Source organism: Corynebacterium tuberculostearicum, from assembly GCF_022347235.1.
Lineage (GTDB): Bacteria > Actinomycetota > Actinomycetes > Mycobacteriales > Mycobacteriaceae > Corynebacterium > Corynebacterium tuberculostearicum_F.
In genome coordinates, this window is record NZ_JAKRDX010000004.1 from 81983 (window position 1) to 106861 (window position 24879).

The window sequence follows — 24879 nt, forward strand, 5'->3', positions numbered from 1 at the left end:
GGAAACACCTTGTAGAGAGAGACGCCTGCGGCCCTCGGAACCATTTAGGTTCCGAGGGCCGCAGGCGTTTTGGACTACCGCAAGGTACTACTCGTGCAACTTATTCTTCTTTGAGGCGAAGAGAACCGCGATGCCGGTCACCAGTGCTGCGGCCACCAAGTAGAAAGCGGGGGCGAGCTGCAGACCAGTGACGTCGATAAGCCAGGTGGCAATCATCGGTGCGGTACCACCGAATACAGCGTTGGCGGTATTAAACGTCAGCGCGAAGCCGGACAGCCGCACGTGGGTGGGGAATTGTTCGGAAAGGAAGGAGGGCAAGACGCCGTCGTTAAGCGCCAGCACGCCGCCCAAGCAGACCTGGATGATAATGACAAGCAAGAGCCCGGCGCCATCGAGAAGCATGAAGGCCGGAATGATGGTCACGCCCATAAACGCGGCCGCGCACAGCATCGTCGTGCGGCGACCAAGACGATCCGAAAGCATGCCGGTGAGCAGGGCAAAGCCCACATAGAATGCGGACGCCACCGAGGACGCAATAAACGCCGGCGTCGCGGCCATACCCAGCTCCTCCGACAGGTAAGTGGGCAGGTAGGTCAAAATGACGTAGAAGCCAATGGCATTGAGCACCGCACCCGCAAAGGCAATGGCCAGGGCTTTGGGGTACTTCAGAACCTCGCGCAGCGGGGACTCCTCTGGCTCGTCCTGGTCCTCAAAGTGGGAGGACTCTTCCGTGTTGCGGCGAATCCACAGGCCATACAGCCCCAAAGGCAGCGCAATCAGGAATGGTACGCGCCAACCCCAGGAATCCAGGGCGGCATCATCGAGGACTCCAGTCAACAGTGCCGCAATGAGCGAGCCCAAAAGCAGGCCCGAGGCCGTCGCGGACGGCACCACCGCCGAATAGATGCCACGCTTGCCGGCCGGGGCAATCTCAGCCAGGTGCGTGGCCGCGCCCGCATACTCGCCGGCTGCGGAAAAGCCCTGCACCATACGGCACAGCAACAGCAAGATGGAGGCGGCAAAGCCGATGGTGGTATAGCCCGGCAGGAAACCGATGCACGCTGTCGCTACCGACATCATCACGATAGACACCGTCAGCGTGTGAATGCGGCCGTATTTATCACCAAAGTGCCCCCACACGATGCCACCCACCGGCCGCACCAGGAACGACAGCGCGAAGAGCGCGAACGTCATAATCAGCGCGCGGCGGCCTTCCATCTCCGGAAAGAACACCCGGGAAATAATCGCGGACATATAAATATAGGCCGCATAATCGAACCACTCGATGAAGGTGCCGATAAACGCAGCCTTAATGGCCGAGCGATGCTGACGCTTGGTTTCCTCCGTACTTTCTACCTCCGCCGGCACGGCGTCACTGGCTGGGGGTTGGGCTGTGAGAGGAGACATGCTCCTCACCTCGATTCTGTAGCTCTACAAGCAGGTGAAACGGCGCAGCCTGACTGCGCACATATCTTCCACCCTACATAAACACACTATGTTCTACGTCACTTTCGCGCGTCAATGTTGCACACCTCTACCACCGCCCCGCTTTCCGACGCCCTCCCCACCCCATTCCCAGCCACTAACAGCAACCCAACAGCCGGACCCCATGGCCGCTACAGCCCAGTGCCCCATACTGAGATTGTGCGCTTGAGAAAGCGCATATGAGAGAGATAGAGAGAGAACCCCTGCAGTTTCCACAGGGCGGCAGATGCCGATACATGGAAACGACATGAGAGACGCCTGTGGCCCCCAGCTCCGAAAGGAACCGGGGGCCACAGGCGTTTCTACTGCCCTAGCAGCTCACGCTGCCAATGCAGCAGGCCACAGCAGGACCAGTGCTTCTACTATGCGCGACGGCGATTACCCAACAGCGCACCCGCTGCCATAATCACGCCACCCAGAAGCAGCCACGGAGCAATACCGTTGCCACCAGTCTTAGGCAGGTCACCAATCCAGACGTTGGCGATGGTAGCGGTGCCGACGATTGCCTTTCCGTCTACCTTGTTCGCAACTTCCATGACTGGGAAGTTCTGCTCGCTCACGTAAGTGTTCTTTTCCTTGGACCAGAACTGCAGACCCTTTTCAGGATCGGAATCCAGGCGGAACTTCAGCGGTTCAGGCAGAAGCTGGTAATTCTCGCCATCTCCACGTGCAGGAGCTTGTACCTCCACCAAGGTGTATTCAGAATCGAGATCGAGTCCTTCAGCTGTGAAGGTCTGAAGGTCATCCGAGGTCATCTCGATTGTCTCCTCACCATCGCGACGAACTTCGAACTTGGCTCCCTTGACCGGCTTGTAATCATCCGGATTGTCGCCATCCGCCGAGACCTTGGTAATGGTGAGTCGGCCCTTTTCAGGAGTAGGCTGCTCGGGCTTGTCCTCAATCCAGAAACTCTGCCCCTTATCAGCGATGTCACGGTGACTTACAACCTCAACATTGCCATCGCGTACAACCGTTTCGAAGAATACGTAGCGACCTGGCTCCAACTTCTTTTCGTCTCTTAGAGTCTTAAGGTCAACCTCAATGTCCCAGGAGCCCGAGCCCTTTGCAGAAACGTTCTTGGTGGATTCCCAAACCACACCTTCATCGGAAGAGCCATCTGCGCCTACTCGATGAAGCTCAGTCTTCAGTTGGTAATCCTGGTTTCCAAGTCCGCGGTAGTCGATACGGTCGTACGCCATATCTGCGTTGCTCAGGTTCGCCCTGTTTACGCGCTGCTCACCGAAATTACCCTTCTCCAAGGTTGCAGTAGTGCTCATCGCGGAATTTCCTTCATCTCCACGACCAGGGATAAGAATGGTCTGGACTGCAGTAATGTTACCGTAACCGTCATCCACCTTGTGCTTGTATTTCAGCATTTGGTAGTTGATGGCCTCATTGCTGAGATCCTTTTCATTCAACAAGTAGTCCACGATACGGTCGCCGCGACCATAGATCTCGTAGCGAAGGTTGCGCGCCTTGATATTGAGCGGATGCGGATTCTTCGCATAGCTGCTTTCCAAAATCTCGTCGGTGTAACCAGCAAGCTTTAGTGCAGCAACGTAAGCGGCTTCGAATGCTTGGTCACTATTAAGCTTGTCCAGACCAGCTTCCTGTGCGATTGCTTTTGCATTCGCGCGAATTGTCGTCTTAGCCTTGCCCGAATCATTCTCCTTGTACGCCAAAGAGTTTACGATGTAGCTAATTGCACGCTGGCGATCCTCAGTGATCGAACGGGTGCCATCGACCGGGCTTCGGTCCACTGGGAATTGATACCAATCCTTAGGATCCTTGCTCGGGTTGTTACCAGGGTAGCCCAAATGCGGTTCAACGCACAGGCCGCCAAACATGACGACTCCATCTTGATCCTCAATTTGGAATGGACCGGCAGAGTTTCGGAAGATATCGCCGTTAGCAACAGTGATACCTCGCATTGGGAACAGCTCAGTTGTTCCTTCGCCGTAACTCCAACCACCGGATTCAGTCTTGGCAATGTCCTTGCCCTTTAGCTTCACAGTCGTCTCAGACTTTTCCGGAACTGCACTGAACGCAGACTTAACTACAATTTCAGTACCTTCCTCGATCAATGCACTATCGACCTTCTTGCCATCCTTCATCGGGAAGACCTTGTAGGTCACAGCGTCGGAGCTACGCGCAACCAACTGCTTGCCCAGCGAGTATCCAGACTGAAGGCCGGTAGTTCCCTCGGAATTCGACGTGATATCGAAGGTGTAGCCTTCGATTCCCACAATGCTATTAGGAGCATTTACTGTCACCTCGGCGCCCTCAAACTGGGCACGAGAACCGACGGTAATTTTGTCCTCAAACGGGCTCTTACGGCTGACGGTCGTGGAGCTAGCGGTAATGTCCTCAGAGATGAGCTCAAAGGTGTTATTCGGCGAGGAGTAATTTGCAGCAAGAGCTCCCGGGCCCAGCGGCTTTGGGTTCATCTCATCCGTGACTGGAGCGGTCGCCTTCTTGCGGAATCCCATGTCAACAACGATTTTTCCGCCCTTTGGCACCTCAGTGCCTTTTAGGCCAGTAAACGTAAGACCGCCCCACCAGTCACTGTTTTCTACGTCCGTGGTTACCGGGTAGTCCTCTTGGGCCTTTCCCTCCAGCTCTTTAATGACGTTTCCACTAGCATCAAGGACCTTGAGCTTAGGCGTGCTTACATCATTATCAAGGTACGCACCATTCACATGACCGATCTGAGCGGTAACTTCATCATCGAGAATGGCTCCGTCATCGAAGGTACGCTCCATTTCGATGTCAAAATCGCTGCGCGAACCGTCTACTGGCGATACCGAAGTACTAAGTTTGCCATCCGCGTAGTCCTTAGTCCAGGTCTCTGCCTCTACGTCATTGCTTGGATAAGAAACCTCCCCCGCAGACTTGCCCTTGGTCGGGTTTGCCCAGAAATAAACGTCAAAGTCGTTTGCAGTGCTATTCGGTGTCGCTCCAAGCTTGACATCAACGATGTCTCCGTAGCCAGTATAAAAGTCTACGAACTTTTTTCCAGTATTGGCATTGTCCTGATTACACTTTGAAGCATCGATCTCAATGACGCTTGCTTTACCGTTGGTTTTCTCTAGAACCTTAACCGCCTGGTTCTTGAAAGCACCATCCATCCGACACAGCTCGGTAAATCGCTTGTCATTTTTGTTCCACTTCCGCAGAACGATAGGGCCTTCGTCAAGACCACGGGTCAAATTCTCGCGGTTGTCGCGGATAATGATCTTGTTAAGGAACAACGTTTTTTCTACAGTTTCGCCACCGATCTCCGTCTGCAAAATTGGATTGTTGGTTACGGAGTCTTGAACACTGACATAATTCAGCTCAATCCGTCGCGTTCCACCAGCATCCGGGGTGGTATCGATTGCGCGGTTTTCTTTCTTGACCTTATCAATCTTCTCCTGCTCCTCGGCAGAAGGATCCGGCAAGAAACCAGCATCCTGCACATCAGCCTTAGCCGGAATTTCATCCGCATCCAGGATCGAGTACTCTCCCTCCTCGGAAGACTTAACCTTCAAGGTCAGAGTCTCCGGCGGGGTGGTCTTCAGGCCGTAGTAATCAATAACGATCTTGTCCAGATCAGCCTCGTCATCGTGGATGAAGCCATAAGCATCTTCATCAACAACTTTGCCGTCAGCTTCTACCTCGACGATTTCATCGATACCAGCATCGGACTTGCGGCTAATGCCATACAGCGCGTCATCGGAGACCTTCTCTTCGCCAGAGAAGCTGTCTTGCCAAGCACCGAACTCCCGATCATCAATCGTCACAGTGTCGATATCATCGTCACGCTCAACACTAATCGGATCCTGGTAAAGAACCGGCTCCTCTTCGTCTTCGCTGGCCCGTGCGGGCTCTTCCTGATCCAGCGAAGTCTCAGCTACATCAGCCTCAGATACTTCAGCTTCGGTTTCCTCCTGTGCATAACCAGCAGGAGCAAGAAGCATCATAGCGCCAACCAAGGCAGCTACGACACCAAAGATAAATACAGCCATAGAGCCGCGGGAGGCGCTCAAGGCAAAATTCTTAAGATGAGTCACTGTAGCTCCAATTGGGGATAGAGAGGGAAGGGAATTCTTATTCACTAGCTTTCACCCTTCTTGCGGCGAGAAAGCCAAAGGCCGGCAATAATCAGCACCGCGCCGAAGCCGATAAGGCCGAGCACGCTAGCGCCGGTAGAGGCCAGAACACCCGAGTTGTGGCTGCGGGATCCGGTACCGGAACCACCCTCTGGCGGCTCTTGGCCCAAAACCTCTACGTCACGCTCGGTAGTGCTACCAGGACGGTCAGGGTGGGTAGTGCGTTCACCCGGAGGAGTGTTCTCTCGCGGCGGACGCTTCGGAGTCGTAGTCTTACCCGGAGTATCCGGCTCCGTTGGCGGGACAGTGGGTGGAGTCGACGGCGGAGTAGAAGGACGCCCCTTCATGACAGCCACCGAGTCATACTCAAACTCCGTACCAGTCGGGTTACCCAGTGGAAGGATAATCAGCCGCGGATCCGAGAGACGATAATCATGATCAGAATCCGGGGCAGACTCCTCAACCAGGTACAGACCCGGGTGCAGGCCGGCAAACAAGGCCTTGCCCTCGGAGTCAGTATTTTCGGAGGCAACCTTGTCCAGACCAGCCTCACGCGCCTTCTTCACGGTCATCTTCTTGGCAGCGGCACGACCGGTCTCGGTCGTCACTTCAAAGTCCTTGACCTTAGAAAGCGTGAAAGTAAGTCCCTCTACCCCGCCATCAGGCAAAGCGTTAGGGTCGCGGTCATCATAAGGATTAAGCGGAATCTTACGGAACGTCACGTCGATAGAACGCGAAGAATCCACGGTGGAGGCATTAACGTCCTGGTCGTTGCCGGAAATAACGCGCTCATTCGCGGTGGCTAGTGGAGTGGCAAGGCCAGCACACAAAGCAACCGCGAGCACCGAGGTTGGAAGGGAATAGTGCTTTTTCATATATTTCTTCTTTGTCAAGAGATAGCGTGCCCGCACAGGTCAGCTGTCTACGACAGGGAATTTGCCAAGAATCGCTGGTCTAAGGGATATCTAGGGGCGTTTCTTAGCTCTTTACCAGTAACCTTTGCGAATGCTTAAAATAATACCCAAGATTTCCTCAGGGTGCAATTCTTTAGGCAGCTTTTTATAAGGTTAAAGGCAGTTTTTACAGCCATGCTTAAGATAAAAATTGGAAAGAAAATCGGGCAGGAACCCTATACTCCCAGCCCACTGCACATTTATGGCTACCCCGCCAGGATTTCTTAAAGAAACTTAAAGTTAACGGGGCTCCTTAAAGAACACAGGAAAAGGGTGGGCAAAAGGGGGCGTCGGCAAGCGCTTAAGGCTTCGGCGGCGGCTGATGGCTGAAGTCAATGAGTCGGCCAAGTGCCCAGTCCGGGTCCGTTAGCAGGCGGGATAGCACCAACCCCGCGCCGATGGAGGCAACAACCATCATGCCGGTGGCAACGTTCGCCACCGCATGATCCATTTCGCCGGCGTTGAGGTAATAGACCGCACGGAACATGGTGACACCCGGAATCATGATGACCGCGGCCGGCACCGTCGTGGTGATGCGCGGCAGGCGCGCCGCCTTAGAAGCCACCGCGCCCAGCAAACCGATGATGGTTCCGCCCACAAAGGCCGCGAAATACGGGGTGGTGCCAAGCTCCAGGAGACCGAGGCGTACGCCGTTGGCCACGGTGCCCACGGCCGCGGCGACTAGGACCATACGGCGCGAAGAGTTAAACAAGAAAGCAAAGCCTGCAATGCCGCAGAAGCTGGCAACAAAGGCGAAGCAGTACCAGCGCAGGTTGGTGGCGGGAACGGGCGGCTCAGGATTAAGGTCGGTAAGCCAGCTAACCATAGCGACGGTAAAAGTAGCTGCGAAGATGACACAGAAGGCATAGGCCAGTCGGACTAAGCCGGCGTCGAAATCAAAGCGCGCCATATCAATGAGCGCGGAGAACAGCGGGAAACCAGGAATCAAAAAGAGCACGGCGGCCACATAACCGGAGGAAAAGTTGCTGGGATCGGCCGCACCGATAAGGCCCAAGAACTCCGTGATGGCAAAGAACACCAGGCTGGCGGTTACTCCCCCAGCCACGATGCCGCCGATCTGGTGCACGTGATTGCTTAAGGCCACATGCCGCATGAACTGACCGGCGAAGGCCGCCACCGCCACCAGGCCGAGGGCCTCGAGCGGGAAAGAGTTCAGGAACGCGAACGCGCCGCAAGCCACCGCGGCCGCGAGCGACAAAATAATGCGACCCCACCGCTTGCGCACGTCGTGCTCGATTTGGTCGAGCATTGCGCTAAGTTCTTCGGCCGTAATGCCGGCGTAGAGGCGGTTGTGAGTCAGGTCCTCAATAGCCTCGATGCGCGAGGCGTCCACCGCCGGCGAATGCTGCCGGGAGATCACGGTGCGAAACAGCGGTCCACGGTGGAAGGTACAGGTAATCTGCGTAAGCCCCACCGTGGCGTCGAGTTTATTAAAACCCAAGGCACGGGCGCTGCGCTTCATCGCGCGCAGCACGCGGTACCCCGAGGTACCCGCCCCCATGAGCAGCATGCCCAGGCGCAGGACAACATCGGCTTCTACGCCCATTTGTCGGTGGGCCTCGGCGTCAAAATGCGCGTTCATGTAGTCCACTATAACGTCGGAAAAATCCCCACCCGCTTCCGCATGGAAACGACTGGGGATTTAAGTGCGCGGGCTTAGTCTTCGTCCTCGCTTACGGGGTGGGCGGTGCCGGCGTCAGCAGCGCCTTCGCTTTCCGACGCCCCCTTAGCCTCTTCGCCAGCATTCTGCTTGCGCTTCATGCTGCGCACCCACCAGATCATGCCGGCGATAATGGCAATGGCCAAGGCGATAAGCAGCCACATCCACCACTGCATGAAGCTGGCCTTGTCTTCAAAGACGTGATCTTCATCAGGGTCCATCGGCACGCGGTGGGCATGCACCATCAGGCGGTGGGTATTGATGCCGTACGGCGTACAGGTAATAAGGGTTAGCAGGTCCTCGCCCTCGCGCGGCTGCAGCGAATCGGTTTCTTCCGGCAGGACCACCTCAATATCGTGGACCTCATACTTCATCTTCTCGCCGAAGGTAGAGACGTAGACAGCATCGCCCTTTTCCACGTCCACCAGGTTGTCCCACAGCGTTGCGTTGGACAAGCCCGTGTGACCCGTAATCACGGAGTGATGGCCTTCGCCGCCGACCGGAAGCGCGGAACCAAAGAGGTGGCCCAAGCCCTTTTGCAGGGTCTTATCGTCCGTGCCGTGGTAGACCGGAAGCTTCGAATCGATAGACGGGATAACCACCTGGCTCATCGCGGAGCTACCACTTAGCTGCTTCAGGTATTCCTGATAGGCCACGTTGTCTTCGCTCACGCGCGCCAGCCACGGGTCCAGAATCGGTGCATCACCGTGCTCGTCGTTGTAGCGACGTGCCTCTTCCAGCGCCTCGTTCTTTTCCTCCGGCGTCATCTCTTTGAGGTCTTCTTCGTAGCGCTCCGCTACTTTTTGCTGCTGCACGTTATTCCACTGCGTGGCATAGACCGGATACAGCATGACAAGAAGACCAACGATGACAAGCAGCAGGGGCAAAAATACGCGCTTGAACAGTGATTGTTTTTCCGTCTTGCGGTGCTTGGCAAGCTGTTCGGTCATGGTGGTCCTCTAGATCTATGTATTTAGTTGGATATAGGGAATGGAAAAGAGATAAAGCTCAACCGGGTTCTAGGGACTGCCCGGTACACAGTAATCAGTATGAAATTGTACAACGCCCCGTCTTATTCAGGGCAATAAAAAGGGGCGGGGATTTTTGCCGCCTCCCCGCTGGGCGGCGCAAGCCAAAAGGCCCGGAAGAATTTTCCGAGCCCAATGGTTTAGCAGGCTAGCACTGAGTGCTTAGGCCTTAGCGGAGTTGCGGCGTGCTGCGAAGAAGCCGCCACCGATGATTGCCAGACCAGCCAGGACGATGGCGATGAAGCCAGCGCCACCGGTGTTAGGCAGGTGGTTCTTATCGGTGTAGTTATCGATAGTTGCGGTATTCTCAATCTTCGCGGAAGGTACGCCCTTGTCGTCGACCTTGCCTTCCTTCTTCAGGTCGAAGTGGATGAGCTGGTCGTTCTTGACGTAGCCCTTAGGAGCCTTGGTCTCCTTCAGGCAGTAGTTGTTAGGCTTGGCCTCGTTATCAGCGAAGTCGGTAACGTGGATACCCTCGATGGTAACGGTACCCTCTGCGTTGGTGGTCCAGGAGGTCTTACCCTTTACGGTCTCTGCAGTGGTGTCCTTAGTCTGCTTCCAAGCCTTGCCGTCGGCTTGGCACTGGACGAGCTGGAACTCTGCGCCTTCCAGCTTCTTCTTATCGTTGCCGTCCTGCTTGACGATCTTCAGGTCGCCCCAGTAGGTGTGAACCTTGTTGGAATCAACGGTGGTGTCGTGCTCGTCGTCTGGGAAGTGGCTGACGGTCAGCTTTGCGTCGTTAGGAACGTGGTAAACAGTAGCGTTGTCCACGGTCTTAGTCTCGATGGTGGTGAAAACCTTGTCGGAGGTGGAGGTCAGCTGCTTGCGGCCTGCCTCCGTGAAGACAACCTTCTTAATCTGGGCGTTGCCTTCTACTGGCTCGACGTTGTAGTCGGTACCAGCCTTCAGTTCCTTAGCGCCTTCTTCCTTTGCGCCAAGAGCTACCTTGGTGACCTTGGAAGCTGCACCATTAAGCTGGGAATCCAGTTCATCGGTCACGATGTACTTGGTGAGGGTCTCACCCTTCTTGGTTACCGGAATATCGGAGGTAATGGTGTAGGTGTAGTTCTCCTGGTTGTTGGCGAACTGGTCCTTTACCTTCTTTTCAACCTTAACCTCGGTGTTCTTCGGGTAAGCGTTGACGTTGGTGATCCAGCCGGTCTTCTCCGGATTGGTCATCGGAACATAGACCAGGAACGGCTGTGCAATAACCAGACCAGAGTTCTCCGGAACGTAGGTCTCGGTTACCTTGTACAGACCTGGCTTCAAGCCCTCCAGCTTAATTTCACCGTTTTCGTTGGTCTCGGCGTCCTTGGTGTACTCGCCGTTAGGCTCGTCGGTTACCTTCTTGCCTGCAGCGGTCTTCCAGTCCTGAGGGGTGTTCAGGGACTGAACCATCTCGATCTTGTAGCCAACGCCCTTAACGGATGGGTTAACCTTCTCATCGAGGTTCTGAGCAGTACCATTGCCCTGCTGAGCGGACTCGGTGCCCTTGTGCTTGTGAATGGTCAGGGACAGGTTATCGGACGGAGCATCTGCCGGGTTGACGTTTCCACCCTCGGCAGCAGTGGTCGTCGCGGCAGCAGGGGTCTCGGTCGCTGCGTGAGCAACGTTTGCGTCAGCGCCTACAACGCCAGCGGACAGAGCAATTGCGAAAGCGGCGGAGAAAGCAGCAGCCTTCTTGCCAGCGATAGCCTTGGACATGAGTTCTCTCTTTCAGAATCTTAAGATAGGGAATTTTCCCTGGAGACAGAGTGTGTTTTGGTTTTTAGGAAGCCTCGCGGTTAGTGCAAGGACTTGGACGGTGTTGCGCGGCTGGAAGGTCCTGCACGGCACCGACTCTTTTTCAGGGGGAGAGTAATCACAGTTTCCTTAGGGGTTGGTGGCTGGGTGGCCACTTAGGGGGAATAGCCCGCCTGCTTTAAGCCTGTTTTAGGGAGCAGTCTTAATGTTTCTGGCGGGGCGTTTAATCTTTCCTGTGTAGATTAGCACCATATCCACAGCTTGCCAACCGAATTCTAAGGTTTCTTTAACTTAGGGTGCACTATAAGACTTTGAACTGCACATATAGAATGAAAATTACCCTTAGAAACCCGACAAGGGGGTGAATATATGGCAACCTTAAGCCCCTGCAGCGTTAACTTTTGAACTATTCCCGAGCGTAAATACAGCACTATTTAAGGTTGCTGGCACGTTCTTAACACTGCACCTAATCCCTACCTCCCTGCCCACACGACCCGGAGCACAACAAAACTGAGACACCCTTAGAATTGGGGATGGCCATCCTTGAGCGCTGCGCTACATGGAACCCGTTACCGTACCGTTACCAAGATGGCAGGATACTCACAGCGTGAATTTATTGTCGTTGCAGGTAAGTGGCTCATACTTAAAGCACGCGTTTGAGAGAACGCAAGAGAGATAGAGAGAACCAGTTCCAGCGCCCTGTGGCCCCAAGCGAGGCCCGGGCGTTGGAGCTGTTTTAGGGGTCTGCAGGTTGGGGCGAGGGGAAAGAAGTGGGCGTCGGAAAGCGATGCATGGCCTACACGCTCTCGCAGTAGACGCTGCGGACTACTCCCCCATTGCTTCATACAACCCGCAGGCCACAAGCAATGGCCGCACCCTCCATTGCAGATGTGCGGCCAGAAGAAGGGCCCCGGCTAGTTCTTGCCCAGGTAATTCAGCGCAGCAGCGGTAAGGGCTTCGGTGCCGGTTCGTAGAGTGGGCTGGAGCAGCGGGGCGAAGTGCGGGCTGTGATTGGGGACGTCTCTTTCTTCTTCCCGGCCGGAAAATACCCAAAAGCAGTAGGGAACGCCGAAGGCGCGGGCGATGGTGGAAAAGTCCTCCGAGGCGGTGAGGGGTTCGGCGTCAAGGACACGGTCGGGGCCGAAGTAGGCAGTAAAGGCTTCCTGAAGGCGCTCCGTGGTGTCCTCATCATTGCTGGTGAGCGGGTAGGAATCGTGATAGTTGAACTCGGCAGGATGCGAGCTGCCGGCAGCCTGACACTCGGCAGTGACGATGCGCTCGATAGCGCCGGTGATTGTATCGCGCACCTGCTCGCTATAGGCGCGCACATTGATCTTCAGGTTGGCCTCAAAGGGGATGATATTTGCTTTCGAGCCGGCGTTGATGGCCCCCACGGTCAGCACGCCGAATTCGGAAGGGTTGAGCTCGCGGGAGATGACCGTCTGCAAACGCATGACAATGGAGCTGGCCAGCACCACGGGGTCAACGCTGAGGTGCGGCATGGAGCCATGCGAGCCTTGACCATAAACCTTAACGTCCATACTTACCGCGGTGGACATGAATGGGCCGGAGGCCAGCGCCACGGTGCCGGCGGGAAAGTTGCTGGCAAAGACGTGCTGGCCAAGTACTACGTCGGGCGTGGCGACCTTGTCCACAAGTCCGTCATCCACCACGGACTGGGCACCGGCGGCAATCTCCTCGCCCGGTTGGAAAATGAGCTGTAGGGTGCCGGACCACTGGTCGGTGGCCTGCGCCATGAGCGCGCCCATGCCCAGCAGGCTGGCGACATGGGAATCGTGACCGCAGGCGTGCATGACGGGGACCGTGTTTCCTTCCTGGTCAACGGCGGTATCGGTGGAGGCATAATCCAGGCCGGTGGCCTCCTTAACTGGTAGGCCATCGAAATCCGCGCGCAGCATGACGGTTGGCCCGGCACCGTTTTCTAAAACACCGACCACCCCGCCGCCTACTTCAATGTGGTGGAAGCCGAGATCGGCAAGCTTGTCCTTGATGATGCCCAGCGTGCGCTCTTCCTGCATGGATAGCTCCGGGTGCTGGTGCAGATCCTTATACAGCGGCTCCTGCCAATCCTTGACGGAGTCATAGTTGCTGCAAACGGTACGGACAGACATGCTTCCTCCTAGTGGGGTCGCGGTGGATTGTAGGGGCCAGTGTAGTGGGGTGGGAGGAAGGTGGGCGTCGGCAAGCGGGGCTTCTTTGTAATGCCGGACAAAGTTAGGCGGTGGAGCGACCAGCGCCATAGGGGGCTGCGCTGCGGCTTTATAGAATCTTTGATGACGCGTCTACCTTTAACTCATTGGCCTTTTATTATTCATCAATTGTTTGTTTTCTGTGTAGCTGGGCGTCACCTGCCCGCCCTAGATTGACCGAGTGACTTTTCAGGAAGACTCTTCCGGTGCCGGTGGCGCCGGCACTACAACCGCATCTCCCGCACGCGCGGAAAGCCCCGGTGATTCCGGGGCGCTTGTCCGCAAGGCCAAGCGCAACCGACACAAAGAATGGCTGCTGGCAGCAGTACTGCTTGCCCCCAACCTGATCCTGCTGGCCATATTTACCTACCGGCCGCTGCTGGATAATATCCGCCTTTCCTTTTTCAATTGGAATATCTCCAGCCCCAACTCCACCTTCGTGGGCCTAGATAACTATGTGGAGTGGTTTAGCCGCGATGATACGAAGACCATCGTGCTCAACACCCTGGTCTTTACCTTCTTCGCGGTGATTGGCTCCATGGTCATCGGCCTAGCGCTGGCCTTGCTGCTGAACCAAAACATTAAGGGCCGCAACTTTGCGCGCTCGGTGGTCTTTGCCCCCTATGCCATCTCCGGCGCGGCCATCGGCATTGCCTTCCAGTTCGTCTTCGACCCTAACTTTGGCCTTATCCAGGAAATCCTGGGCTGGTTCGGCGTGGACTCCCCCAACTTCTACGCCGTACCGGGCTGGGCCATGTTCATGGTGACCTTCACCTTTGTGTGGAAAAACCTGGGTTATACCTTCGTCATCTACTTGGCGGCGCTGCAGGGCCTGGACAAGGAATTGGATGAAGCTGCCGCTATCGACGGCACCGGCCGCTGGCGCAAATTCTGGCGCGTGACCATGCCGCAGCTGCGCAATACCACCTTCTTCCTGTCCATTACGGTGCTGCTTAATTCCGTGCAGGTCTTCGACATCATCAACGTCATGACCCGCGGCGGCCCGCAGGGCAATGGCACGCAGACGCTGGTCTTTCAGATCTACAACGAGACCTTCGTCAACTTCCGCGCCGGCTACGGTGCGACTGCCGCCACCATCTTGTTCCTCATCCTGCTCATCATCACCCTGATCCAGGTCCGCATCATGGATAAGCGAGGTTAACCCAACATGGCTACTTCTACCCTTCACATGGTCACGGATGAATCCCCCGCCACCCGCCGCGCCAAGCTCATCGGCGGCTACCTGGGCATCCTAGCGGTCTTGCTGCTCATTGGCCTGCCGCTGTTTTGGATCCTCATGACCTCGTTTAAGGCCAAGGGCGATATCTATACCGACCCAGTCAATTGGCTTCCGCCGGTGTGGGAGACCGAGAACTACTCCGATGCCACCACCCGTGTGCCGTTCTGGACCTACCTGCGCAACTCGGTGTTCATTACCGCGGTGCTGTCCATCATCAAGATTGTGCTGGGCGTCATCTCCGCCTATGCGCTGGCCATCCTGCGTTTCCCGGGCCGACACCTGGTATTCCTGCTGGTCATTTCCTCGCTCATGGTGCCGAGCGAAATCACCGTCATTTCCAACTACGCCCTGGTCAATTCCTTGGGCTGGCGCAATACCTTCGTGGGCATCATCGTGCCGCTGGCCGGCGTGGCCTTCGGCACCTTCTTGATGCGCAACCACTTCCTGTCCCTGCCCTATGAGCTGGTGGAAGCCGCCCGCATGGACGGTGCTGGTCCCATCCGCTTGCTGACCAAGGTGCTGTTACCGGTTTCGTGGCCCACGCTGACTGCATTTTCCGTCATCACCATGGTCAATGAATGGAATACCTACCTGTGGCCCTTCCTCATGGCAGATACGGAGGACGTCGCTCCGCTGCAGGTGGGCCTGACCATGCTGCAAAACAACGATGGCGTGACCAACTGGGGTCCGGTCATGGCCGCCACCATCCTCACCATCATCCCGATGGTCATCATCTTCCTGGCCTTGCAAAAGTACATGATTCAGGGCCTGACCACTGGCGCCGTGAAGGGTTAGAAGGCTTCTTCCCCACCCACGCTCGCCGTTTCCGCTCGCTCTATTTTCCACCCCTTAACCACCCTTTTTAAGGAGAACTACATGCTACGCCGCAAATTCCTCGCCCTGGCCTCCACGGCCGCTTCTGCCACCGCACTCGCTGCTTGTGCCGGCACCTCATCCACCAATCCACAGGGCGACAACGACAAGGGCGGTGACGGTGAAGTCACCGAGCTGACTTGGTGGTCCAACCACCCGGGCACCTCCAAGGACATTGAGAAGGAGATCATCTCCCGCTTTGAAAAGGAGAACCCGGATATCAAGGTCAACCTCGTAGATGCCGGCAAGAACTACGAAGAAGCAGCGCAGAAGTTCAACGCTGCGCTCACCGGCCAGGACCTGCCGGACATCGTGGTGCTGTCTGACGTCTGGTGGTACAACTTTGCCATCAACGGCCAGATCGCCAACGTGGACGACCTTGCCAAGGAAGCAGAAATCGACCTGTCTACCTACGTGCAGCCGCTTTACGAAGACTACAAGTACGACGGCGGCCACTTTGCCCTCCCCTTCGCCCGTTCTACGCCACTGTTCTTCTACAACAAGGACGCGTGGAAGAAGGCCGGTCTGCCGGACCGTGGCCCCAAGTCCTGGGATGAGATGGATGAGTGGTCCAAGAAGTTGGCTGACGCCGATTCCAAAATGAAGCCTTTTGGCTGGGGCGATGCCGTGGATTACCTGGGCTGGATCTTCCAGGGCCCGCTGTGGTCCAAGGGCGGCGCTTACTCCGATGAGTGGGACCTGAAATTCACCGATGACAAGACCATCAAGGCCGTCGAGTGGCTCAAGGACATCACCGATGAGAAGAAGGGCTACTCCTACGTGGGCAATGACATGGCCATGGAGTTCGGCACCGGCCGCGCCGCCGCCACCGTCCTGTCCACCGGTGACCTGGCGGGTCTGACCGATACCGCCAAGTTCGAGCTCGGCACCGCCTTCTTGCCTAACCCGACTGGCGACGGCGCCTGCCCCACCGGTGGTGCCGGCTTGGCCATCCCGGCTGGCATCAGCAAGAACCGCCAGCTGGCTGCTATCAAGCTCATTGACTTCATCACCAATGAGGAAAACACCTGCTACTGGTCCCAGAACGTGGGCTACATGCCGGTGCGCTCTACCGCGGTGGACAACGAGGACCAGAAGAAGTTCATGAAGGACAACCCGAACTTCGAAACCGCTATCAAGCAGCTGCCTGAGACCCGCCCACAGGACAATGCCCGTGTCTTCCTGCCCGGCGCGGACCAGGAAATCGGCGGCGCCTTTGAAAAGATCGTCACCAACCGCGATGACGTCACCAAGGTGCTGACCGATCTGCAAAAGACCCTGCAGTCCATCTATGACAACCAGGTCAAGACCGTCATCAATAAGTAGGCTCTCGCAGCCACTCCCCCTCCCCCACTAGTTTCTGAAAGGTAACCATGGCTACTGTCACCTTCGATGGCGCAAGCCGCATCTACTCTAAGGACGCGGAACGCCCCGCCGTTGACCGCCTCAACCTAGATATTGCCGATGGCGAATTCTTGGTTCTTGTCGGCCCATCCGGCTGCGGCAAGTCCACCAGCCTGCGCATGCTGGCAGGTCTTGAGCCCACCGACCGCGGCTCCATCCGCATCGGCGGCAAGGATGTCACCGGGGTCAGCCCATCGGACCGCGATGTGGCCATGGTCTTTCAGAACTATGCCCTCTACCCCAATATGTCCGTAGCGCAGAATATGTCCTTCGCGCTGGAAAACCGCAAGGTCCCGAAGAACGAGATTAAATCCCGCGTGCACGAGGCCGCGAAGATCCTGCAGATGGAAGACCTGTTGGACCGCAAGCCGGCTAATCTTTCCGGTGGCCAGCGCCAGCGCGTGGCCATGGGCCGCGCCATCGTCCGCGAGCCAGCCGTATTCTGCATGGACGAGCCGCTGTCCAACCTGGATGCCAAACTGCGCGTTTCCACCCGCGCGCAGATCTCTAACCTGCAGCGCCGCCTTGGTACCACCACCGTATATGTCACCCACGACCAGACCGAGGCGATGACCATGGGTGACCGCGTCGCCGTTCTCAATGCCGGAGTCTTGCAGCAGGTGGATACCACCCGCACCATTTATGACCGCCCGCAGAACGTCTTCGTCGCCGGTTTCATTGGCTCCCCGGCAATGAATATCTATGACCTCACCCATAACTCCTCTGAGCTCACCATCGGCTCTACCCGCATCAATCTGGCCAACTACAACTTTGAGGGCGTGGAGACCGTTACCGTGGGCATCCGCCCGGAAGACTGGCAGCTAAGCGATACCGGCAACGGCGGGGCAAAGTTCACCGTCGCGCACGTCGAGGAGCTGGGCAACCAGACCTATGTCTATGGCGAGCTTAACGACGCCGCCGGCAACAGCTCCACCGACGGCGTCCTCAAATCCTCGACCCGGATGGGCGGCCAGACCGGCATCCTGGTTGATGCCCGCGGCCGCTATGCGGTGGGCGATACTTTCTACGTTTCCCCCGACCCAGACCGCGTGCATTTGTTTAGCACCACCACTGGGCAGCGATTGAACTAGAAGGCGGTAAAGAGGCAGTAAGTTCCTCAGTTTCTTATTTTTCCCTTTGCAGACAATAAGAAACTGATATATGCTCGCACGCATAAGAGACCCGCATAATACCGTTTACCACGGACATTGCTGGGAAACATGCACTCTGCGAACCTTAAAATCAACCGAAAGGTAACTCACTGCCTATGCCTTCTTTCAAGAAGCTTTCTGCCGCCACCCTGGCCGCTTCCGCCATCCTTGGCACCGTCGCCGCACCGGCCGCTAGCGCTAAGAGCGACCCAGTTCGCTCCCTAATTGATCCAGGCACCTGCAAGACCATCACCCAGCTGGCTAACGATGGCAAGCCGGTTCCGGATCCTTCCATCCTGCACGACGAGGACTCTGTAAAGCCGTATTTTAAGGATGGCGTACTGGAGTACAAGGTGGTCGAAGGCTTCCCCTACCGCAAGCAGCTGGATGCCGCGGTTGCCGAGTGGAACAAGGCGCTAGACGGCAAGGCTTCCCTGAAGGAAGTTAAGCCTTCCGAGGCTGACGATGACACCGTCGCCATCATCTTCAAGCCGGACCCAAATGGCTACGTCCAGGGCGCCGCCTACCCGGATCACAAGATGGTCTTCATCAAGATTCCTAATGCCCAGTACCCAGAGGCAGTCCAGGGCACCATCGCCCACGAGCTGGGCCACATGATGGGCGCGGGCCACTCCTGCGCCGGCGCGCTCATGGCCGGCGCCAACCAGAACCCCATCTCCTACCACGTGACTCCGCTGGATGCGGCGGCCATTATCCAGGGTCAGTTCGACTAAACTGCCTGCCCCTCCCCTAGGCCCAGTACGGTGCCTAGGGGATTTTTCTGTCTTCACCCGGCTACGTGTTGGGTAGGTCGCATTTAGCCGATTGCTTTAGGCAGCGCACAGGACCACTGCTAACGTTTCCATTATTCAAAGGTTTGCAAAGGAAAAGGAACTCTCTATGGAAACGTGGGAACCTACACTATCCACCGGCCCGCTACTGGGCATTGCGGTGGCCGCCATCGCCGTGATTTTGGTGCTGGTCATCTATTTCAAGCTCCATGCTTTTCTCACCCTGCTGGTGGTCTCGGCGCTCACGGCGCTCGCTGCAGGCATTCCGCTCGAAGGCATTGTGCCCACCATGACCGAAAGCTTTAGCTCCACTCTGGGCTCGGTGGCACTGCTCGTAGGCTTGGGCGCCATGATCGGCCGGTTGGTGGAAGCCTCCGGTGGCGCCAAGTCGCTTGCCGACGCCATGGTTCACCGCTTCGGCGAATCCAAAGCACCCCTTGCACTCGGCCTGGCTTCGCTGATTATGGGCTTTCCCATCTTCTTCGACGCCGGCCTGATTGTGATGCTTCCGGTTATCTTCGCCGTCGCTCGTCGTTTGGACGGCCCCGTGCTTGCCTTTGGCCTGCCGGCCGCCGGCGCGTTTTCCGTCATGCACGTCTACCTACCACCGCACCCAGGCCCCGTTGCAGCCAGCGAATTCTATGGCGCCGACCTCGGCCTCGTCCTGCTCGTCGGCCTGCTGCTTGCGCTGCCTACCTGGTATATCTCCGGCTACCGCTTCGGCCTGCTTTCCGGCAAGAAATTCCCGCTGAAAGTCACTGACGCCATCGCCGGCCCGGTGCTTTCTGAGGAGGAACAGCCGCTTAAGCCGGCCTCTGCCCCAACGGTGATTTCCCTCCTGCTCATCCCGATGGTGCTCATCTTCTTCAACACCGGCCTCAACGCCCTGGCATCCTATGGCACCATCGATGCCGACGCCGCGTGGGTACGGTTCTTTGTCATGCTCGGCCAGACTCCTATCGCACTGCTCATCACGGTGCTGGTCGCGCTCGTGGTCCTGGGCCTGCGCCGCGGCGTGGACAAGACCGCGCTGGAAAAGCTCATCGATTCCTCGCTTGGCCCCATCTGTTCCGTCGTGCTCATCACCGGTGCCGGCGGCATGTTCGGCGGCGTACTGCGCACTTCTGGCATTGGCGACGCCCTGGCCGATTCGCTCTCCGGCCTTGGCATCCCCGTCATCCTTGCCTGCTACCTCATTGCCGTGGCGCTGCGCCTAGCCCAAGGTTCGGCCACCGTGGCGCTAACCACGGCCGCCGCCCTCATGGTTCCCGCCGTGGAAGCCGGCGGATTCAATGAGCTACAGCTCGCCCTTATCGTCGTGGCCACCGCCGCCGGTTCCGTCTTCGGTTCTCACGTCAACGACTCCGGTTTCTGGCTCGTCGGCCGTCTGATGGGCATGGATACGGTCACCACACTGAAGACCTGGACAGTCAACCAAATGCTGATTTCCGTCATCGGCTTTGCCCTGGTCTTGGTGCTCTACGGAGTAGCGGCAGTCTTTTAGGCGCCTGCCTTTATCCAGGAAGCAGCTTCCTGGGCAATCTCCTCGACTGGCCGCGTCACATCAAAGACGCGGCCAGTTTCGTCTTCTTCCAGCGGCTCCAAGGTATCGAACTGCGACTGCAAGAGCGACGCCGGCATAAAGTGTCCCGGCCGGTGCTGCATCCGCTCATGCAGCACATCAAAGTCGCCATGCACGTGAACGAACACCACGGCTGGGCAGTACTCGCGAATCAGATCCCGATACTTCCGCTTCAACGCACTGCACCCCACCATCGCACCGTCCGGCTTATCCGCGAGCCACTGACCGATCTGCTTCAGCCACGGTTCCCGGTCCGCATCATTGAGCGGTATCCCCGCCGCCATCTTGTCGATATTGGCCTGCGGGTGCATGTCATCGCCATCGCGATACTCCAGCCCCACCAGCGGCGATAGCGCCTCCCCTACCGTGGTCTTGCCCGATCCGGACACTCCCATGACAACGACGTGGCGAAAACGGTTCTGGTTCATGGTGGCTCCTTGGGTGGGGTTCTTACAGTTGATTTCAAGCAGGACCTACCAAGTTCAATACTATTCGCTTGGCCGAACTCCTCTACCTTCAACCGATCTTATTTCAATGCTCTGTGAAGTAAGAAAACATCATTTACCATCATTCATGAAAATCTTTGATGGCGAATGCTCCATCTTATTCCCTTCAGTTTTGAGGACCTCCGATGACAAACCGTTCTACTAACAATGGCTCTCCTACCGAGGATGCAGCAAAAAGCATCTACGCAGATTGGAATAACAACCTTGCCTTTCCAGAGGAAATCTCAAGCTATCAAGCTCTAATCGAAAGCCTTGACCCTGAAACGGACAATCCTTCAAGAGAAGACCTTGATCAAGTACTCATTCACAGTGAGGATTGGGCTCATTGGAGCGACAAACAAAGGGATATTGCTGCTCAGTATGTTAATGGCCACCAAAATGAGTTGAGTGAAGATTCACGCCTTTTCCCCAATGCGCCTCAACCCTTTATGGGCGATCTCAGCAATCCTAAGGTCGTAGTAGTTACATTCAATCCAGGTTTTCACGAATTCGTCGACTGGGTTCTGGGCGGTCCCTACGAGAGCAAAGAAGCTTTGTGGAATACTGTTGAAAAAGAAGCCAGAGATAAACTGCTGATGTTCTTCTCACGTATGGGGTATGTCTCTGGTGACGATGTCGACCTCGACGCAATCAATGCGCAGTGCGATCGAGCCAAACGCGCATGGATTACCGAACAAGAGAAACTACTCTCCGCTATCACGGGCGGCGACCGTGGCCCCTTTGTTCCTTGGACGAGCAAAGAGCGAGAAGGAAATGGCCTCCCTACATGTGATTTCTTACTTCCGTCTCCGCTTAATCTTCACGGTACCAACGCCTTACCTTGGGTCGGAGGAAATTGGCACTGCGACTATTTTGCTAAGTCAGACAATAATCCAAACCACCTAAGAAATTACGTTCAATCGGATTCTGGAACTAATCGTTCCGATGGAGTCGCACAGGTCGAACTGTTTCCTTATCAATCCCCGACGGGCGGTAATGTTAAAAATTTGGCTCCAGAAGCACTGAAACAGTTGGAAGAGGATCCCACACCTTGGACTAACCCCGAAGACCACCTGATCCCTTCCCAAATTCCTTTATTCAATTACCTCGTAGCGGTGCTATCCCAGGTGCGCTCCGAAATTGACTCCAAGGCCTCTGAACGGACGGTGGTCATAGCACGTGGCTCCGCAGCGAAAACCGCAATGTTTAGGCAAGCCGTATTGCGAGCAGGAGGAGATGACGTATCGGTTTTGAAGAAAAGCGTTTACCAGCTCAGTGGTCAAAATTCTTCACTGACCTTGAAGAACCTCAAGTCTCTTGACGGAGAAAAAGTCATAATTGCTGACAAACCCTCTAAGGAGGACTACCAAAAGGCAGCAAATGAACTTCTTGGCAGTAGCGCAGTCCAACTAAACAGTAAAGCGAGCTAGATTCTTATCTTGGTGGATTTAGAACGACGTAATTTATGCGTGCATCTGCACCATCCCTTAGAGACGGTAAAGGCTTAATTCCCACAGAGGCGCAGACTGTTACTCCTATCAGCAATCAAACAGCCACATTCTGGCATCGAACCGAACATTCGGAGAGCAGAACGTGGCTGAAAGTTGAATAGCTCGCGGCGGGTGGCTTAGGCGAGGTTCTTGAGGGCGTCGGTGACGAGCCGCCAGAAACCGGCGTGGTCGAGGGTGGTGGCGACTTGGGTGTGGCAGGAGGCGTCGGCAGGCTCGCGCAGATCGGTGACGGTCATGCCGGTGGTAAGGGCACCGGCGAGCTCGACGTGGACGGGAGCCTTGCGGGTTTGGACGATGTCCGGATCGATGAGGTAGGCAATGGTGCACGGGTCGTGGACCGGTGGGTTATCAAAGCCCTGGTTGGCCTGGTAGGCCTTGCGGAAGAAACCGAAAAGGCCCACGACGAACTCCGAGACGGGAGTATTTAGCGCCTTAATCTCGGCTTCGACCTCTGGGGTGGCAAGCGCCTGGTGGGTGAGATCGAGGCCCACCATGGTGACGGGCCAAGGCTCTTCGAAGACGATGTGGGCGGCCTCGGGATCGATCTTGATATTGAACTCGGCAACCGGAGACCAATTGCCCTCGTGGTAGCCGCCGCCCATGAGGACGACTTCCTTGACGCGCTCGACGATGCGCGGCTCCTTGCGCGCGGCCATCGCGATATTGGTAAGCGGGCCGGTGGGCACCAGGGTGATGGTGCCGGGCTCATGGGACATGATGGTGTCGATGATGAAGTCGATAGCGTGGGCGTCGGCAAGCGCCGTGCTTGGCTCCGGAAGTTGGACGCCCTCGACGTCCATGCCGGTGGAACCGTGGATGGCCTCGGCGACCTCGACTGGGCGCACGAGCGGGCGATCGCAGCCTGCGTACACCGGAACCTCCGGGTGGCCGGCGATTTCCTTGACCACCAGGGCATTGTGGGAGACCTTATCCAAGGTCTGATTGCCGCCAACGGTGGTAATGCCCAGCAGGTCAATGGTGGGGTTGCCCAAAGCTAGGAGCAGGGCCACCGCATCATCGTGGCCGGGGTCGCAGTCCAGAATGATTTTTCGCGTCATACCACGAGCCTACTTTCGGGCGTTGACGGCCGCCACGGTGTCATCGATGGACTCCGGGCGAGGAATGAGGAAGGACAGGGCAAGGGCCGCAAGCAAGATGATGACGCCGGCGATCATGCCCGCGCGGTAGCCGTGCTCGAAGGAACCGGAAACCGCAAAGAGCACGGCGAAAGACAAGCCCGCGCCGAGGTTGAAGGCGCCGGCGTTCATGCCGGGCAGGTAGCCCTGGTTATCGGCCGGCGAGAGCACAATACCCAGGCCGTTAAGCATGATGTTGGCAATGCCGGCGTAGGTTACGCCCAAGAAAATGGAAACGAAGAGCAGGGTCCATGCGTTCGGGGCGCTGACCACGAAGATAGAAATAATCAGGCCGACGACGGTGCCAATGAGGCCGGTTTGCAGGACGTACTTATATCCCAGCTTGGAGGCCATCCAACCAGCAATCGGGCCGAAGACTAGGCCAGCGAGGGCGTACGGAGTAAGGGTGACCCAGGAAATGGTGCTGGCGGAAATGCCGGCACCGGCGTCTGGGTCCTGGCCGAGGTTTGGAATGAGGCCGTTCATCACTGCAAAGACGCCGGTCATGGTGAGCAGCGTGGTAGAAAGCAGCGCCCACGTGCGGCGCTGCTTCAGGTAAGCCACCGGAACGAGCGGATCGGCGACCTTCTTCTCCACATTCCAGAAGGCCCAGAAGCCGGCGGCACCGATGAGGAGAAGGATGATGACGAGGAACCAATTGGCCTCGGCAAGCTTGCCGGCTTCGTTGAACGCGGTGAGAACGCAGCCCAGCGCCACGGCCAGAGGCAGCACACCCGCCCAATCCATTCGCGGGGTTTCGGTGGCCGTGGATTCCTTAGTGAATACCTGCACTGCTACTACCGCAATGGCGCATAGTACGGCCATGGTCCAGAACACCGAGCGATAGCCAAAGTTTCCGGCCAGCCAGCCACCGGCCAAGGCGTCCACGCCCGCAATACCACCATTTACCGAGGTCACAATGCCCAGCAGCAGTGCGTATTGCTTCTCATTGAGTACCTGCTGGCGCAGCATGATGAGGCAGAGAGGGACGGTCGGCCCGGCCACGCCCTGGATGATGCGGCCGATGAGCAGCACCGCGACGTTGGGCGCGACGGCGGAAGCCATGCAGCCCAGCGCAGCAACCGCCATCATGCCGACGAGGACCTTCCTGCGGCCGATAAGGTCGCCCCAGCGTGGAAGGAAGAGCGAGAACAATGCCGCGGCCGTGAAGAACGCCGTCTGTGTTAGGCCAATCTGTGCGGTGGTGGCACTCAGCTCATCTTCCATCGTCGCCAAGGCAGGCGAGAGCATCGACGCATTGAGCTGGAAGGCAAACACTGCCGTCAGCAGTGCGAACATCAATGGAATATAGGAGCTGGGCTGGAGCTTTGGCGGCTCGGAGGTGGTGGAAGTCATGGCTTTAAATGTAGTTGATGAATCTTTCGCTCCATAGTGGGGAGCGTGGCTCAATTGCTTGGCGTTGCGCAGTGGTTTGAGATGCAATCGATGGGAACCGCTGTGTTCGCCGGATAGTATGCGTCTAGCCCAACGTAAAGGGGATAAGGCCTCTGGTCA

At 56.9% G+C, this 24879-nt stretch carries 17 protein-coding genes; 7 read left to right on the forward strand and 10 right to left on the reverse strand.

Features of this window, described 5'->3' with window-relative positions; genetic code table 11:
- Window positions 1-87 precede the first annotated feature (87 nt).
- The 7 genes from MHK09_RS03425 to MHK09_RS03455 form a co-directional block, all read right to left on the reverse strand.
- Window positions 88-1407 (reverse strand): MFS transporter, encoded by a 1320-nt coding sequence (locus tag MHK09_RS03425; RefSeq protein ID WP_250412662.1) that lies wholly within the window; start codon window positions 1405-1407, stop codon window positions 88-90.
- Between the two features lie 440 nt (window positions 1408-1847).
- On the reverse strand, window positions 1848-5537 hold the full coding sequence (locus MHK09_RS11780; protein ID WP_250412663.1) for a SpaA isopeptide-forming pilin-related protein: 3690 nt from the start codon (window positions 5535-5537) through the stop codon (window positions 1848-1850).
- A gap of 44 nt (window positions 5538-5581) precedes the next feature.
- A complete protein-coding gene (locus MHK09_RS03435; protein ID WP_250412664.1) occupies window positions 5582-6451 on the reverse strand; it encodes an LPXTG cell wall anchor domain-containing protein in 870 nt (289 codons plus the stop codon).
- 379 nt (window positions 6452-6830) lie between these two features.
- Window positions 6831-8132 carry a threonine/serine exporter family protein gene (locus MHK09_RS03440; RefSeq protein WP_250412665.1) on the reverse strand — a complete coding sequence of 434 codons (1302 nt, stop codon included), beginning with the start codon at window positions 8130-8132 and terminating at the stop codon, window positions 6831-6833.
- A 74-nt stretch (window positions 8133-8206) separates the two neighbouring features.
- On the reverse strand, window positions 8207-9160 hold the full coding sequence (locus tag MHK09_RS03445; RefSeq protein ID WP_250412666.1) for a class C sortase: 954 nt from the start codon (window positions 9158-9160) through the stop codon (window positions 8207-8209).
- 240 nt (window positions 9161-9400) lie between these two features.
- A complete protein-coding gene (locus MHK09_RS03450) occupies window positions 9401-10942 on the reverse strand; it encodes a SpaH/EbpB family LPXTG-anchored major pilin (protein WP_250412667.1) in 1542 nt (513 codons plus the stop codon).
- Between the two features lie 953 nt (window positions 10943-11895).
- A complete protein-coding gene (locus MHK09_RS03455) occupies window positions 11896-13113 on the reverse strand; it encodes an amidohydrolase (protein ID WP_250412668.1) in 1218 nt (405 codons plus the stop codon).
- 259 nt (window positions 13114-13372) lie between these two features.
- Here MHK09_RS03455 and MHK09_RS03460 point away from each other — a divergent pair, with 259 nt between their 5' ends.
- The 6 genes from MHK09_RS03460 to MHK09_RS03485 all read left to right on the forward strand — a co-directional run bounded on the left by MHK09_RS03460 (window position 13373) and on the right by MHK09_RS03485 (window position 20154).
- Complete coding sequence (locus MHK09_RS03460) at window positions 13373-14353, forward strand: carbohydrate ABC transporter permease (protein ID WP_250412669.1); 981 nt, start codon at window positions 13373-13375, stop codon at window positions 14351-14353.
- 27 nt (window positions 14354-14380) lie between these two features.
- On the forward strand, window positions 14381-15226 hold the full coding sequence (locus MHK09_RS03465; RefSeq protein ID WP_250412704.1) for a carbohydrate ABC transporter permease: 846 nt from the start codon (window positions 14381-14383) through the stop codon (window positions 15224-15226).
- A gap of 81 nt (window positions 15227-15307) precedes the next feature.
- Window positions 15308-16630 (forward strand): ABC transporter substrate-binding protein, encoded by a 1323-nt coding sequence (locus tag MHK09_RS03470; protein ID WP_250412670.1) that lies wholly within the window; start codon window positions 15308-15310, stop codon window positions 16628-16630.
- 47 nt (window positions 16631-16677) lie between these two features.
- On the forward strand, window positions 16678-17799 hold the full coding sequence (locus MHK09_RS03475; RefSeq protein WP_250412671.1) for an ABC transporter ATP-binding protein: 1122 nt from the start codon (window positions 16678-16680) through the stop codon (window positions 17797-17799).
- 176 nt (window positions 17800-17975) lie between these two features.
- A complete protein-coding gene (locus MHK09_RS03480) occupies window positions 17976-18593 on the forward strand; it encodes a zinc metalloprotease (RefSeq protein ID WP_250412672.1) in 618 nt (205 codons plus the stop codon).
- Window positions 18594-18759: 166 nt separating this feature from the next.
- Window positions 18760-20154 (forward strand): GntP family permease, encoded by a 1395-nt coding sequence (locus tag MHK09_RS03485; RefSeq protein WP_250412673.1) that lies wholly within the window; start codon window positions 18760-18762, stop codon window positions 20152-20154.
- On the opposite strand, the gene MHK09_RS03490 is transcribed toward MHK09_RS03485, so the two are convergent.
- Entirely contained in the window at window positions 20151-20660 is a 510-nt protein-coding gene (locus tag MHK09_RS03490) for a gluconokinase (protein ID WP_250412674.1), read from the reverse strand. The two genes, MHK09_RS03485 and MHK09_RS03490, sit on opposite strands and share 4 nt — an antisense overlap.
- Window positions 20661-20863: 203 nt before the next feature.
- Between MHK09_RS03490 and MHK09_RS03495 the strand changes: the two genes are divergently transcribed.
- The gene (locus tag MHK09_RS03495; RefSeq protein WP_250412675.1) at window positions 20864-22147 is read left to right on the forward strand and encodes a hypothetical protein; all 1284 of its coding nucleotides are present in this window, start codon (window positions 20864-20866) and stop codon (window positions 22145-22147) included.
- Between the two features lie 197 nt (window positions 22148-22344).
- Here MHK09_RS03495 and uriH read toward each other — a convergent pair whose 3' ends face one another.
- Entirely contained in the window at window positions 22345-23286 is a 942-nt protein-coding gene (gene uriH, locus MHK09_RS03500; protein WP_250408882.1) for a uridine-preferring nucleoside hydrolase UriH, read from the reverse strand.
- Window positions 23287-23295: 9 nt separating this feature from the next.
- The gene (uriT, locus tag MHK09_RS03505) at window positions 23296-24720 is read right to left on the reverse strand and encodes a uridine transporter UriT (RefSeq protein WP_250412676.1); all 1425 of its coding nucleotides are present in this window, start codon (window positions 24718-24720) and stop codon (window positions 23296-23298) included.
- Window positions 24721-24879 lie beyond the last annotated feature (159 nt).

What these genes read in the sequence shown, in the direction of transcription:
- MHK09_RS03425 (WP_250412662.1), bottom strand. Translation starts at nt 1,407, where the DNA reads ATGTCTCCTCTCACAGCCCAACCCCCAGCCAGTGACGCCGTGCCGGCG.
- MHK09_RS03435 (WP_250412664.1), bottom strand. Translation starts at nt 6,451, where the DNA reads ATGAAAAAGCACTATTCCCTTCCAACCTCGGTGCTCGCGGTTGCTTTG.
- MHK09_RS03440 (WP_250412665.1), bottom strand. Translation starts at nt 8,132, where the DNA reads ATGAACGCGCATTTTGACGCCGAGGCCCACCGACAAATGGGCGTAGAA.
- MHK09_RS03445 (WP_250412666.1), bottom strand. Translation starts at nt 9,160, where the DNA reads ATGACCGAACAGCTTGCCAAGCACCGCAAGACGGAAAAACAATCACTG.
- MHK09_RS03450 (WP_250412667.1), bottom strand. Translation starts at nt 10,942, where the DNA reads ATGTCCAAGGCTATCGCTGGCAAGAAGGCTGCTGCTTTCTCCGCCGCT.
- MHK09_RS03455 (WP_250412668.1), bottom strand. Translation starts at nt 13,113, where the DNA reads ATGTCTGTCCGTACCGTTTGCAGCAACTATGACTCCGTCAAGGATTGG.
- MHK09_RS03465 (WP_250412704.1), top strand. Translation starts at nt 14,381, where the DNA reads ATGGTCACGGATGAATCCCCCGCCACCCGCCGCGCCAAGCTCATCGGC.
- MHK09_RS03470 (WP_250412670.1), top strand. Translation starts at nt 15,308, where the DNA reads ATGCTACGCCGCAAATTCCTCGCCCTGGCCTCCACGGCCGCTTCTGCC.
- MHK09_RS03475 (WP_250412671.1), top strand. Translation starts at nt 16,678, where the DNA reads ATGGCTACTGTCACCTTCGATGGCGCAAGCCGCATCTACTCTAAGGAC.
- MHK09_RS03480 (WP_250412672.1), top strand. Translation starts at nt 17,976, where the DNA reads ATGCCTTCTTTCAAGAAGCTTTCTGCCGCCACCCTGGCCGCTTCCGCC.
- MHK09_RS03485 (WP_250412673.1), top strand. Translation starts at nt 18,760, where the DNA reads ATGGAAACGTGGGAACCTACACTATCCACCGGCCCGCTACTGGGCATT.
- MHK09_RS03490 (WP_250412674.1), bottom strand. Translation starts at nt 20,660, where the DNA reads ATGAACCAGAACCGTTTTCGCCACGTCGTTGTCATGGGAGTGTCCGGA.
- MHK09_RS03495 (WP_250412675.1), top strand. Translation starts at nt 20,864, where the DNA reads ATGACAAACCGTTCTACTAACAATGGCTCTCCTACCGAGGATGCAGCA.
- uriH (WP_250408882.1), bottom strand. Translation starts at nt 23,286, where the DNA reads ATGACGCGAAAAATCATTCTGGACTGCGACCCCGGCCACGATGATGCG.
- uriT (WP_250412676.1), bottom strand. Translation starts at nt 24,720, where the DNA reads ATGACTTCCACCACCTCCGAGCCGCCAAAGCTCCAGCCCAGCTCCTAT.